Below are 12,695 nucleotides of genomic sequence, written 5' to 3'. Positions count from 1 at the left end.
AACGAAGTTGCCTATATGTTATTGATACCGCGTTCATTGTTGCACGGAGCGTTATTTTTGCCGCGTTTCGCTGTCAGGGGAAACTAGTTTTGGCCAAAAAAAGCTAGGTGGGGACTAATTCATTGGGGCGTAAACGGCTCCATTTGCCCATTTCTTGTAAAAAACTGTCGCAACCCACCACATCCCATTCCATTTCGATGCCATGGTCGGGGGTACGAATATTTACGTTGATAGAAGGGTTGACCGGATCAAAATCCGGGCGATCGCTCAAATGGGGTTGTTGATGTTGATGTTCCACTGCATGGTAGGTGATACAGCGGTCCACGTAATGGCAGTTCACACAAATACACATGGTAAACCTCAATTTTTGCCTATTTTTCGCTACTCTAGCTTAGACTTAGAGATTGTGCCTAAACTGCAAACTGTGCTGGGGTAACGGTTATTGATTATGCTTTGTCCTGTGAGCCACCTGGCTGATTTACGTCAACAGGTTCCCTTTGATCTGGCTCTACTTCCTCCCCAAGCCTGTTTGGTCGGTGGTGCAGTGCGGGATGCCCTTTTGGGGAGACGACGGGAATATTTGGATTGGGATTTTGTCGTGCCTAGTGGAGCCATTGAAACGGCTTCGGCGATCGCCAGTCGATACCGGGCGGGATTTGTGGTGTTGGATAAGGCTCGACACATTGCCAGGGTGGTATTTGCCCATGGCACAGTGGATTTTGCCCAACAGGAGGGCATGAGCTTGGAACAGGATCTGGCCCGGCGGGATTTCACCGTTAACGCCATCGCCTATAACTTCCAGCAAAACAAATTAATTGACCCCATGGCGGGGGTGGGGGATTTGCAACGGGGTCAACTGAAAATGGTGGCGGCCGTAAACCTGGCTGATGATCCTTTGCGGCTACTACGGGCTTACCGTCAGGCGGCCCAGCTACAATTCACCCTCGATCCTGACACAAGAACAGTTTTACGGGAATTAGCTCCCCGCATTAAAACGGTGGCCGCAGAACGGGTGCAAGCGGAATTTAACTATTTGCTGGGCAGCCCCCGGGGTAGTCAGTGGCTTTTGGCCGCTTGGCAAGATGGTATATTAGCTCACTGGTTCTCCCATGCTAACCTCAGTTCCCTCAATGCCATTGGTTGCATCGATTTGGCGATCGCCGCCATCAAAAACCAGTTAACCCTGGTGGAACGTCAACAATTTTTTCAAGCATTGGGGAAAAAGGGCATTGCCATTGCTAAGTTGGCCAGCCTAGTCTGTGCCGACGTGAAAATCGCCGAAGGGGAATTACAACGGTTGAAATATTCCCGCCACGAACTGCGCTCTGTGCAGGCAATTTTGCAGGGCTATCCCCAGTTAAGTTGTTTAGAAAATAGCCCCACGGTGCGACAACTGTACTTTTTCTTTGTCGAGTTGGGTAAATATCTACCCCATTTTGTCCTCTATGCCCTGGCCCACTGTCCCCATAATTACCACAGTTTTATCTTTGAACTGTTGACTCATTATCTGAATTCGGGCGATCGCCTAGCCCATCCCCAACCCTTAATTACCGGCAAGGATTTAATCGACAAGTTGCACATTAAACCTAGTCCTTTGATCGGCCAACTGCTAACGGAAATCAACATTGCCCACATCGAAGGAAAAATTAGTAATGAGCAGGAAGCTTTAGCCTATGCTCAAGAACTGGGAAAATCTTGAACCGGGGCAAATTTGAAGGATATTTTCCCCTAACGGAAAGCATCTTGATCCAAGACCATTACTTGGTCAAAGCGTAGAGGTCGAGAAAATAGATAACCTTGACCATAGTCACAACCGAGGGATTGCAAAATCTCCAATTGTGCTTGGGTTTCAATGCCTTCCGCCACCACTGTCATGCCCAGGGCGTGGGAGAGTTGCAAAATGGCAGAGCAAATACTTTCACTGTTTTGATTGGTGCCCAAGCCATCCACAAAGGATTTATCAATTTTTACCCGGTCAATTTTGTACTCATTCAGATATTGCAAGCTAGAATAACCCGTACCAAAATCGTCCAACACTAACGCAAAGCCTTGGGAACGACAGTTTTCAATCCAGGGGGCGGAACTTTCACCGCTAAAAAGGGTACGCTCGATGATTTCCAGTTTTACCTTATCGGGGGTTAACCCATAGTGGTCTACTTTTTCTAGTAGCCAGGGAACAAAATCTTCACTGTTGGTTTGCCGACCAACAATATTAAAACTCATCAACAAATGGGGGTTAAATTTTGTCTGGAAAGTTTTTAAATCTTTTAATCCTTGTTCAATTACCCATTGACCGATGGGAATGATTAGGTCTGTTGCCTCCGCCACTTCGATAAAACGATCAGGGCGGACAAAGCCCCGCTTAGGACTTTGCCAACGGATTAGAGCTTCAAATCCTTCGATGCGGAGGTCGTCCATGAAGACAATGGGCTGGTACACCAAATGGAATTGCTCTTTGGCGATCGCCTCTTTCATTTCCCCCTCTAAACGGATCATGTCCACTGCATCGGTGATGCGTTCTTTGAGGGAAAGTTTAGTTTTAGTTAGGGCCGCATCTAGGACCAAAGCTGGCTCAGTGGTGCCACGAAAATTATTGCTTTCAGAACGAAAATGGCCGATTACCACCAACAATAGTAGGCGCAAAATCGGGTCGGCCGTGTCGATGCGTTGGTTAACTTGATCGGGAGTAACCAGGGAAAGAATGCAATCCGTGAGGGCGGAAGCGGAAGCGGAACGAGGTTTGGCATCCACCAGGGCCAATTCCCCAAATAAACTGCCCGGTTGGAGCACATTCAGCACCCGGCGATCGCCATTGAGTTCTGTCCAGATTTCCACCTGCCCTTCCTCGATAATATAGGCAAAATTACCTTGATCTCCTTCACTGAAAATGGGATCACCGGCTCGGTAACGACGAGCGGTAAGTTGGGCATTGGAGGGATTCATGGCGGTGATGGGATTTTGCGATGAAATGGTGGGATTAATCAGCAATCAAGCTAAATTAACTCCTTCTGACGGTGCAATTGTCAAAAATTGTGACTGTTCCTCTGCCAAGTTAATATTCCTGGGCAAACAGGGGCTAAACTTGGAGGGCTTGTTGCTTTGCCCCCATGGTTGAAGGTTAACGGATTTAATCGGCGCCAAAGGCCCTAAACCCTAACACCTCCTTGATTGTATGACGCTCATCGACACCAACAGCCTCCATAATGCCGCCTTTGTGTTGGGAACAGTTCTCTTTGTTGGAATTCTAGTCTGGTCAGTGTGGTTCGCGTTCCACATGGATTGACGCCTCCATTCCCCAACGGCGGTGAACCGGAGGAGAGCTTTTCCCCTCTGTCCCATGCTTTGTCTATAGCTTGCCTTCGTTGGGAATTATTATCTTGGGGCTGAATCTTCCTCGGTTAAAGGCAAAAAGACTAACTGTTCAGTTTTCTCTCCCATGAGATAGTCGATCACCAATTCTCCGCTAGTCAAAATTTCATACTTCTGGGCATTAACTAAGGCTTGAATAAATTGCTGTTCCTGGGCCATTAAAGGTTCGGAGCAGGCCATCATGGTGGAAGCCATGCGTTCATCCACCGTCAAATTGTCCCCATCAATGGTGAATTGTCCCATCAACCGATTACAGCCCCCTGTCCCGGTCAGGCGATCGCCAAGGAATTGAAGTTGTGGTATGGCTCGGGAGTTTTCGTTAGCAATGGGTTCCACACCGGCCATGGTCACCAGTTCCCATTGACTGTTGTGGAGAGCGCTGTACTGATTGGCGGGAATGAAACTAATGCTACCCTGTTCCCCATCCTTTAGATACGTTAATGTCAGTTGCCCATCGTTCCCGATGCTATAGGACGTTACTTGGGGCAGAAGTTGTAAAAATCTTTGTTCCTGGGCCATCACCTCGGCGGTACAGGCTTTACGGGTTGTGGCCAGAGCTTGGTTAATGGTCAAGTTACCATCACCGCTGGTATAGGCACCATTAAAAGTATTGCAACCTGCTGTTCCCGTCAGGCGATCTCGCAGAGATCCGCTATGCGGTGCGCCCTTGAACTGCAAAGTAATCGGAGCACTGCCTGGCACTGGGGCGCTAGGCCAACCGCTAATATACCAAGTAGTACCTTGAAGGGATTGGGACTTGGAAGTTTCCATGGCTTGAACAGAATTGCTAGGAAAAAAGGGCTGGGCCTTACCCATAGCCAACGCAAATCCACCCATAATGGCGGCAAAAAACAAAGTCCGGGAAAAGTTCAGGCGCATGGTTGGAGTATTGCAATTAGCTAAAAAACAAGATATCTATACCCCCATGATTTTACCATTGGGAATTTCTTGCCTAGAATTGGGACGGAACAGTTTCCCAATTGTTTTTGCCTTTGCCATTAGAGGCTATTGCTGAAACCTTATTTTTCCCTGCAATGGTGAGCACTCCGAGCTAATCTCCCAAAACTTCTGCCAGGGAGGCTTTCCATGGCTAACCTTAAAGTCTGGTTAGCGGCCATCATTCAAGCATTTTGCCATTTCCAACTATGCCCCGTCCCTTTGACCGATCCAAAAAACATCTAGCAGTACCTCTTTGGTATGAGCGTATATTGGCTCTAATTTTGCTTGCCAATTACAGTTTAGTTTTGTTTGATTTGACCTATATCCCATTGCGGGATTTTTGGTTACAGGGGACAGTGCAGCTTTCAGTTAAAGTCGGCCCTTTCCAGCGGGTATTTCCCAAGCGGCCCGTGCGGATTTTTCCTTTCAACATTACCCCATACTACGATTGGGTAAAAGGCATTGAACCTTACCGTTCCACCGCTGCCTATTTAGAACTGGTGGATGAATTAAATAGCAAACTAGATGAACAGGCCTTGGATGGGGCTGGCAACGTACAACAGGCGCAGGAAATTGATAACATTCTCGCGGAATTACGCCAAGACAGTGCCCAAATGATTATCGAAAATCCCTTCCAAATTGCCAATAAAACCGGCACTTTTGAGCGGATCAAAAATCTTATGCGGCTCCATGTTTTTGGTTCCACCGATGCATCTGCCACCGAATCCTTTGAAACCTTTTGGTCTAAGGATTACCTGCTTAAAAACGGACTAACTAACCAGCTAGTATTTTTTGACCAAGAAATTAGACCTCTGATTGCCACTAACTATTTCCGAGAAATTGGGGAAAATGGCCAGCCAGTGGATAATTTTGCCTTAATTGATTTTCCCTTTTTCCTGATTTTCTTAATAGACTTTCTGGGACGTACCCGTTTAATTAGCCTGCGTTACCGGGGGGTCAGTTGGGTCGATGCCATGCTGTGGCGTTGGTATGATTTCTTTTTGTTTTTACCATTTTTCCGTTGGCTGCGCATTATTCCCCTCACCGTGCGGCTAGATAAAGCTAAATTAATGGATTTGAATAAAGTTAAAGGGCAGGCTACCCAGGGTTTTGTTGCCATCATTGCTGAAGATATGACAGAGGTAATTGTGGTGCGGCTGGTGGAACAAATGCAACAATTAGTGCGGGAAGGAGCCCTGCGAAAATTTTTAGACCGAGCCAAAACCACCCAATATATTGATATTAATAACCGCAATGAGTTAGTAGAAGTCATTAGAATTGTTTCCCAGGTTTTATTGCAAAAAGTATTGCCAGAAGTAGAACCAGAAGTACGAGATTTTATGCTATATAATATGCAGTCTTCCCTAGGACAAATTCAGGGTTACACCCAGTTACAGAGTTTGCCTGGAGTAAAAAATATGCAGCGGGAAATAATGGCCAATATGATTGCAATATCCTACGAGCGCATACTGACTACTCTACAGAGCTTTCTAGAACAGGATAAGGAATTTGATCGACTACTGGAAAATTTACTGACTAAGCTGACCATGGAACTTAATGTGGAATTGAATCAACAACACCACCTAGAAGACATTGAAGAATTATTAATTGATTTCCTCGAAGAATTTAAAATTAATTATCTGCAAAAACTTTCCGAAGCGGATATTGAACGAATTTTGGGTAATACAGTTAGTTGATTATGCGGAGACAGGCTGATAGGGAGTCAGTGCTGCCGGATTACGTTAAGGTTTTAAAGCCTTTGCCTTTTAATTTTTCTAATTTTTCTAACCGCCAATTATTTGCCAATTTTAAAATGACTGATTTTTGTTTACTAAGCGCCCTCGACTTAGCCCAATTAGTCCGCACTCGCCAGGTTTCTCCTTTGGAAATCACCCAGTATTATCTCGATCGCCTGGGGAAATATGATCAAACAGTAGGCAGTTTTGCCCACGTGGCCTGGGAGTCGGCGATCGCCGATGCGAAGCAGAAAACCAAATATTTAGCGGGAATGGGTAATTCTGAACCTTTGCCACCATTTTTTGGCGTACCCATTGCGGTGAAGGATTTAAACTGCGTTGCTGACATGCCGGTGAGCTACGGGGTGTCAGCCCTGAAGGAAAATTTAGCCACCTACGATGACGGTGTTGTGGCCAAAATGAAAGCGGCGGGATTCACCATCGTGGGTAAAACCGTCACTTCCCAACTGGGGTCATTTCCCTACACCGAACCCCCAGGATTTTTACCGGCCCGCAATCCTTGGCATTTGGACTATAACGCGGGGGGATCTAGCGGTGGCAGTGCGGCGGCGGTGGCGGCGGGTTTGGTGCCCATTGCCCAGGGCTCCGACGGTGGCGGCTCTGTGAGAACTCCAGCAGCTTGTTGCAGCTTAGTGGGCTTTAAACCCAGTCGTGGCCGGGTATCCCAGGCTCCAGTGGGAGATTACCAGAGTGGCATTGCCTGCCATGGTCCCCTCAGTCGCACTGTGTTGGAGGCGGCGGCTCTGTTGGACGTCATGGAAGGTTACATCACAGGGGATCCCTATTGGCTACCGTCCCCCGATCGCCCTTTTGTGGAGACCACGGGGGAAACCCCTGGGCAACTGCGCCTGGCCTATGCTTTTTCCCTACCTCCCTTTAGCAGTTCTTCTGAGATTCAAGGGGCTGTGGCCAAGGTGATCGCCGTTTGCGAAAATCTAGGGCATCAATTGGAGGAAGCCTGTTTTGATGTCACTAGTTTAATTGAACCCTTTGCCCAAATTTGGAAAGCTGGGGTGGGGGCTTCCGGCATTCCTTTACCCCTGTTGGAATCGGTTAATCAGTGGTTAGGGGAAACCAGTGGCACTGCGGGGGACTATCTGCGGGGGGTAAGGAATATGCAGGTGATTTCCCGCCAAATTGTCGGCTTTATGGAACAGTATGACGCCCTAATTTTGCCCGTTTTTAATCATCGGCCCCCAAAAATCGGGGAATGGACCCATCTATCGCCCCCCGACGTGGTGCAGAAAATTATTGAATGGATTGCCCCCTGCCCCCCCGCCAATGCGGCCGGCCTACCGGCGATCGCCATTCCGGTGGGATTTGATGACCAGGGTTTACCCCTCAGTGTGCAAATTATTGGTAAGCCCGCCGCCGATGCTTTAGTCCTAGCGTTGGCACATCAAATGGAGCAACAGTTGCAAGGGAACCAGCCCCGCCAACTACCGCTCCAATTTATGCCCTAACGCAGTGTCAAGATCGGTTGCAATAATCTAATTCCCCCATCATTGGGGGTTTGGGGACTTTCAAAAGTTTTCTAAAGCAAGCCGACAAAATGCAACGGGCCCTGGCCGCTGATCAACTCCACCAACAGGGCAATGAAACCCAACATGGCGAGGCGACCATTCCATACTTCCGCCGCCGTAGTCAAACCCCATTCCCATCTTTCCTGGGGATACATTTTCATGTTCTTTTTGGGATGGGGCACCGTTTCAAAGGTGCAGGGAGGATCGTTGAGGGAATCCATCACCATCTGGGCCAAGGCGTCGATGAAAACTGGATGGGTGTTTAGGGCCGGTACCCGCTGAAAATTATCAATGCCGGCTTCTTCGGCAATTTCCCGATACTCGATGTCAATTTCCTGGAGGGTTTCAATATGTTCTGACACAAAGCTAATGGGCACCACCAATAGATCGTCAATGCCCTCCGCCCCCAGTTTTTGCAGAGCTTCTTCCGTGTAGGGCTTGAGCCATTCCACTGGCCCCACCCGACTTTGGTAGGCCAACGTGTATTGGTTCGGACGATCGAGAGTCCGCATTATCAAACGGGTACAGGCTTCAATTTCTGCCTGGTAGGGGTCTCCCGCTTCATCCACATAGCTTTGGGGCACACCGTGGGCACTGAAGAAAATATGGGCTTGGTCTGGATTGGGGAATTTCTTTAATTCTTGAGCAATCAAATCCGCCATGGCCTGGAGATAGCCCGGATGGTCGTACCAAGAGGGGATCAGGCTATAGTCCAATTGCCGCAAACTGGGGTCGTTATGCCACATTTCCTCCAACACCCGGAAACTGGAGCCGCTAGTGCTAATGGAAAAATGGGGATATAGAGGCAAAATCACCAGCCGTTGCAGGCGATCGCCTTTAATTTTTTCGACGGCTTCCTCCGTAAAGGGGTGCCAGTAGCGCATGCCAATGTACACTTTTGCATCCTGGCCAAGGCGTTCCAGACGGGTCGTGAGGGCGGAGGCTTGGGCTTCGGTAATCTGCAACAGGGGGGAACCACCACCGATTTCGGCGTAGTTGGCCTGGGATTTTTTCGCCCGTAGGGTAGAAATCAGCCATGCCAGGGGTTTTTGCAACCAAGGAAAAGGGAGACGAATGATTTCCGGATCCGCAAACAGGTTAAAAAGGAAGGGGCGTACATCCTCTAACTTCTCCGGTCCGCCAAGATTTAGCAGTAAGACCCCAACACGACCCATAATTGTTAAGCTTAGTAGAATGATTTTTCAGTTTCTTTACCAAGTGTAACAATAGATGGCGAAAAGGAAAGAATCCCAACCTACAAACGGCGTCCCAATTTCTTTCTAGGTTATGGCAACTATTTTCCGCACTTGGAGTTATCAGTATCCGTGGGTTTACGCCCTAGTTTCCCGCCTAGCGACTTTGAATGTGGGGGGAGAAGAGCGTTTCCATCAATTGCCATTGGAGAATTTAGCAATTTCACCGGGACAGAAGGTGCTGGATTTGTGTTGCGGGGGTGGCCAAGCCACTGTTTACCTAGCTCAATCTGGAGCCACGGTGGTGGGGCTGGATGCTTCCCCCAAGGCCCTGGGCAGGGCGAAAATTAATGTACCCCAGGCGACCTATGTTCAGGGTTTGGCCGAGGATTTACCCTTTGGGGAAGGGGAATTCGACCTAGTGCACACCAGCGTCGCCCTGCACGAAATGACTCCGGCACAACTACAGAGCATTATCAGCGGCGTACACCGTGTGCTCAAACCAGGAGGAATTTTTGCCTTAGTGGATTTACATCGCCCCAGTAATTGGCTATTTTGGCCGCCCTTGGCAATTTTTATGGGCCTGTTTGAAACGGAAACCGCCTGGCAGTTAATTAACACCGATTTAGGGTCATTACTGGACCAAGCTGGTTTCACAGTTGTTCGTAAGCATCTCTATGCGGGGGGCAGTTTACAGGTAATCCAGGCCAGAGCAAATAAGACTGTTAACTAATCTAGCCAAACAAAAGCGCCATCGCCTTCGATTACTGTCCCAATCTGATTAGCCACCAGCCCCTGCCCGGAGAAAAAATCTAGGGTTGTCTGCCTCTGCTCCGGAGAGACAAGCACCACAAAACCTACCCCCAAATTAAAGGTTTCCAGCATGGCAGTGGAGTTGACTTGGCCTTTGTCAGCTAACCAGTTAAATACGGGTAAGGGTTGCCAACTTCCAGCTTTGACTTGGATGGATTGCCCCTGCCCCAAACAGCGGGGGAGATTTTCTGGCAATCCGCCGCCGGTAATGTGGGCCATGCCGTGGATGTTAATGCCTGACTTCAATAACGCCTGGATAGGTTTGACGTAGATCCTGGTGGGTTCTAAAAAGATTTCTCCTAAGGACTGGCCTCCCCACTCTGGTAAACAATCAGACCATTGCCAGCCATTGCTTTCAATGATTTTCCGCACCAGACTAAAACCATTACTGTGGACCCCCGAACTCTCCACGGCGATCGCCACATCGCCAATGTTTACCTGGGAGCCGTTGAGTAATTGGGACTTTTCCACAATGCCCACCGCAAAGCCCGCCGCATCATATTCTCCTGCCCCGTAAAAACCAGGCATTTCCGCTGTTTCCCCCCCCAACAAAGCACAGCCAGATTGTTTACAGCCTTCCACAATGCCGGTGACCACATCGGCCAATTGGGCCGGTTCCAACTTGCCCGTGGCTAAATAATCGAGAAAATATAGGGGTTCTGCTCCGGTGGTCAAAATATCATTTACACACATAGCCACCAAATCAATGCCAATGGTGTGGTGTTGGTCCATGGCCTGGGCAATCTTCAGTTTTGTACCCACCCCGTCTGTGCCGGAAACCAACACCGGTGCTTTATAGCCAGCGGGAATCTCAAACAGCCCGGCAAAACCGCCAATGCCCCCCATAACCTCTGGGCGAAAGGTACTTTCCACCTGTTGCCGAATGCGGCTGACAAATTCCCTGCCTGCTTCCACATCTACGCCCGCTTGCCGATAATCCATGTCGTTTTTTACCCACTGAAACTTAACCAGAGTTAACAATCTCCTGCCCGAATTTTACAAGAGATTGCGGAGAGGTTTGAGGCCGGGAATTCTGGGTTAGGCTCAGCAATAAGAGCCTTTCAGGTATTTTTTTATGAACAACCCCACCAATGAATCCCTCCGCAACGTGGCCATTGTTGGCCCCTATGGCAGTGGTAAAACCACCCTGCTTGAAAGTGTTTTGTGGGTTAGTGGCAGTGTCAGCCGTAAGGGGAATATCAAAGACGGCAACACAGTGAGCGATAGCAGCCCTGAGGCCAAGGCCCGCCAAATGAGTGTGGAAGTGAGTGTGGCAGGGATTGATTATGAAAATTTGCGCTTAAATTTCCTCGATTGTCCAGGTTCCATCGAGTTTGCCCAGGAAACCTATGGAGCGTTGGTCGGCGCCGGTACTGCGGTCATCGTTTGTGAGGCGGATGTGAGTCGGGTTTTGACCCTCGCCCCTTTGTTTAAATTTTTGGATGATTGGGCCATTCCCCATCTGGTGTTTATCAATAAAATGGACCGGGCTAAACAACCCTTTGGGGAAGTTTTACAGGCCCTGAAAAGTGTTTCTTCCCGGCCCCTAATTCCCCAGCAGTATCCCATTTACAAAGGGGAGGAGTTACAGGGCTATATTGACCTCATTACGGAGCAAGCCTATCAATACCACACTGGCAGTGCCGCCGATCCCATTGCGTTGCCAGCGGAATTAGCCGGGGCTGAACACCAGGCCCGCCAGGAAATGTTGGAGGCGTTGGCGGACTTTGACGATCGCCTGTTGGAGGAATTGTTGGAGGAAGTGGAACCGCCCCAGGCGGAAATCGAAGCGGATTTCAAACAGGAATTGGGGGCAGATTTAATTGTGCCGGTGGTGCTGGGGGCGGCGGAGCAGGATTTCGGTGTCCGACCATTGCTGGATGTGTTGATTAAGGAAGCACCGGACCCCAGTGTGACGGCGGCCCGCCGGAGTTTGAGCACCGATGGTTCCGGCCCCGTCATTGCCCAGGTATTAAAAACCTATTTCACTCCCCAGGGTCGATTATCCCTGGCTCGCATTTGGCAGGGAACTTTACGGGAAGCTGACTCCCTAAATGGTCAAAGGCTGGGGGGCATTTATCGTCTTTTTGGTAATCAGCAAACACCGGTACAAACCGCCACGGTGGGGGAAATTGTGGGTCTAGCTCGGTTAGAAAATATCAACACCGGGACTACCCTTTCTACTGCTGATGTCAAACCCCTGCCCTTTGTTGAGCCTTTGCCCCCGGTCTATGGTCTGGCGATCGCCCCGGAACAGAGGAAAGATGAAGTCAAACTCAGCACTGCCCTGGGAAAATTAGTGGAGGAGGACCCTTCCCTAACTTGGGAGCAAAATACCGAAACCCAAGAAGTAATCCTTTGGGGCCAAGGGGAGATTCATCTCAAAGTGGCACTGGAAAGATTGGAAAGGCAATATAAACTGCCCATGGTCAGCCAACAACCCCAAGTTCCCTATAAAGAAACCATTCGTAAAGGCACAGAAGTTCACGGCCGCTACAAACATCAAACCGGTGGCCATGGCGCATTTGGCGATGTGTACCTTACCATTAAACCCCTGGAACGGGGTAACGGCTTTAGCTTCAGTGAAACCATTGTGGGGGGAGTGGTGCCCAAACAATATATTCCTGGGGTGGAAATGGGGGTACGAGAATATTTAGCTAAAGGCCCCCTTGGCTACCCTGTGGTGGATATCGCCGTTACTTTAACTGACGGTTCCTACCATAATGTTGACAGTTCTGAACAGGCTTTTAAACAGGCCGCCCGCCTAGCCATGACGGAAGGAATGCCCCAATGTAATCCGGTGTTGTTGGAGCCAATTTTGAGCGTTAACGTCACCACCCCAACGGAATTTACCTCTCGGGTGTTGCAACTAGTAAGCGGCCATCGGGGCCAAATTCTTGGTTACGAAGCCCGTTCCGACTGGAAAAGTTGGGACCAGGTGGCTGCCCATTTACCCCAAGCAGAAATGCAGAACTTCATTATTGAACTGCGTTCTTTGACCTTGGGGGTGGGGAATTTTACTTGGCAATCTGACCATCTCCAGGAAGTGCCGGATAAGTTTGCGCCTAATTTACGTCCAGATTGATTGTCTTCCTTAAGAG

Annotated in this window: 10 protein-coding genes; 5 read left to right on the top strand and 5 right to left on the bottom strand. The window is 49.1% G+C overall.

What is annotated here, in order from left to right; genetic code table 11:
* Nucleotides 1-103: 103 nt before the first annotated feature.
* A complete protein-coding gene (locus SYNPCCP_RS13360) occupies nt 104-352 on the bottom strand; it encodes a Ycf34 family protein (protein ID WP_010873757.1) in 249 nt (82 codons plus the stop codon).
* 96 nt (nt 353-448) lie between these two features.
* On the opposite strand from SYNPCCP_RS13360, the gene SYNPCCP_RS13355 reads away from it, so the two are divergent.
* Nucleotides 449-1,699, top strand: a complete 1,251-nt coding sequence (locus SYNPCCP_RS13355) for a CCA tRNA nucleotidyltransferase (protein WP_010873756.1) — start codon at nt 449-451, stop codon at nt 1,697-1,699.
* 29 nt (nt 1,700-1,728) lie between these two features.
* Here SYNPCCP_RS13355 and SYNPCCP_RS13350 read toward each other — a convergent pair whose 3' ends face one another.
* Both SYNPCCP_RS13350 and SYNPCCP_RS13345 read right to left on the bottom strand, forming a co-directional pair.
* The gene (locus SYNPCCP_RS13350; protein WP_010873755.1) at nt 1,729-2,943 is read right to left on the bottom strand and encodes an EAL domain-containing protein; all 1,215 of its coding nucleotides are present in this window, start codon (nt 2,941-2,943) and stop codon (nt 1,729-1,731) included.
* 429 nt (nt 2,944-3,372) lie between these two features.
* Complete coding sequence (locus tag SYNPCCP_RS13345) at nt 3,373-4,248, bottom strand: META domain-containing protein (protein WP_010873754.1); 876 nt, start codon at nt 4,246-4,248, stop codon at nt 3,373-3,375.
* 266 nt (nt 4,249-4,514) lie between these two features.
* Between SYNPCCP_RS13345 and SYNPCCP_RS13340 the strand changes: the two genes are divergently transcribed.
* Complete coding sequence (locus SYNPCCP_RS13340; protein ID WP_010873753.1) at nt 4,515-6,005, top strand: hypothetical protein; 1,491 nt, start codon at nt 4,515-4,517, stop codon at nt 6,003-6,005.
* 2 nt (nt 6,006-6,007) lie between these two features.
* Nucleotides 6,008-7,528 carry an amidase gene (locus SYNPCCP_RS13335; protein ID WP_010873752.1) on the top strand — a complete coding sequence of 507 codons (1,521 nt, stop codon included), beginning with the start codon at nt 6,008-6,010 and terminating at the stop codon, nt 7,526-7,528.
* 71 nt (nt 7,529-7,599) lie between these two features.
* Here SYNPCCP_RS13335 and hemH read toward each other — a convergent pair whose 3' ends face one another.
* The gene (gene hemH, locus SYNPCCP_RS13330) at nt 7,600-8,763 is read right to left on the bottom strand and encodes a ferrochelatase (RefSeq protein WP_010873751.1); all 1,164 of its coding nucleotides are present in this window, start codon (nt 8,761-8,763) and stop codon (nt 7,600-7,602) included.
* 112 nt (nt 8,764-8,875) lie between these two features.
* Between hemH and SYNPCCP_RS13325 the strand changes: the two genes are divergently transcribed.
* Nucleotides 8,876-9,514 carry a class I SAM-dependent methyltransferase gene (locus SYNPCCP_RS13325; protein WP_010873750.1) on the top strand — a complete coding sequence of 213 codons (639 nt, stop codon included), beginning with the start codon at nt 8,876-8,878 and terminating at the stop codon, nt 9,512-9,514.
* Here SYNPCCP_RS13325 and purM read toward each other — a convergent pair.
* Nucleotides 9,511-10,536 carry a phosphoribosylformylglycinamidine cyclo-ligase gene (gene purM / locus SYNPCCP_RS13320; RefSeq protein WP_010873749.1) on the bottom strand — a complete coding sequence of 342 codons (1,026 nt, stop codon included), beginning with the start codon at nt 10,534-10,536 and terminating at the stop codon, nt 9,511-9,513. The two genes, SYNPCCP_RS13325 and purM, sit on opposite strands and share 4 nt — an antisense overlap.
* Before the next feature lie 133 nt (nt 10,537-10,669).
* On the opposite strand from purM, the gene SYNPCCP_RS13315 reads away from it, so the two are divergent.
* Nucleotides 10,670-12,679, top strand: coding sequence for an elongation factor G (locus tag SYNPCCP_RS13315; protein ID WP_010873748.1), 2,010 nt, complete (start codon nt 10,670-10,672; stop codon nt 12,677-12,679).
* The last annotated feature ends 16 nt before the right edge of the window (nt 12,680-12,695 follow it).

Source organism: Synechocystis sp. PCC 6803 substr. PCC-P (genome assembly GCF_000284455.1).
Taxonomy (GTDB): domain Bacteria; phylum Cyanobacteriota; class Cyanobacteriia; order Cyanobacteriales; family Microcystaceae; genus Synechocystis.
The sequence above is the reverse complement of the archived record's forward strand: the minus strand, read 5'-3'. Positions and strand labels throughout refer to the sequence as shown.

What these genes read in the sequence shown, in the direction of transcription:
- SYNPCCP_RS13345 (WP_010873754.1), bottom strand. Translation starts at nt 4,248, where the DNA reads ATGCGCCTGAACTTTTCCCGGACTTTGTTTTTTGCCGCCATTATGGGT.
- SYNPCCP_RS13335 (WP_010873752.1), top strand. Translation starts at nt 6,008, where the DNA reads ATGCGGAGACAGGCTGATAGGGAGTCAGTGCTGCCGGATTACGTTAAG.
- SYNPCCP_RS13360 (WP_010873757.1), bottom strand. Translation starts at nt 352, where the DNA reads ATGTGTATTTGTGTGAACTGCCATTACGTGGACCGCTGTATCACCTAC.
- SYNPCCP_RS13355 (WP_010873756.1), top strand. Translation starts at nt 449, where the DNA reads ATGCTTTGTCCTGTGAGCCACCTGGCTGATTTACGTCAACAGGTTCCC.
- SYNPCCP_RS13315 (WP_010873748.1), top strand. Translation starts at nt 10,670, where the DNA reads ATGAACAACCCCACCAATGAATCCCTCCGCAACGTGGCCATTGTTGGC.
- SYNPCCP_RS13350 (WP_010873755.1), bottom strand. Translation starts at nt 2,943, where the DNA reads ATGAATCCCTCCAATGCCCAACTTACCGCTCGTCGTTACCGAGCCGGT.
- hemH (WP_010873751.1), bottom strand. Translation starts at nt 8,763, where the DNA reads ATGGGTCGTGTTGGGGTCTTACTGCTAAATCTTGGCGGACCGGAGAAG.
- purM (WP_010873749.1), bottom strand. Translation starts at nt 10,536, where the DNA reads ATGGATTATCGGCAAGCGGGCGTAGATGTGGAAGCAGGCAGGGAATTT.
- SYNPCCP_RS13325 (WP_010873750.1), top strand. Translation starts at nt 8,876, where the DNA reads ATGGCAACTATTTTCCGCACTTGGAGTTATCAGTATCCGTGGGTTTAC.
- SYNPCCP_RS13340 (WP_010873753.1), top strand. Translation starts at nt 4,515, where the DNA reads ATGCCCCGTCCCTTTGACCGATCCAAAAAACATCTAGCAGTACCTCTT.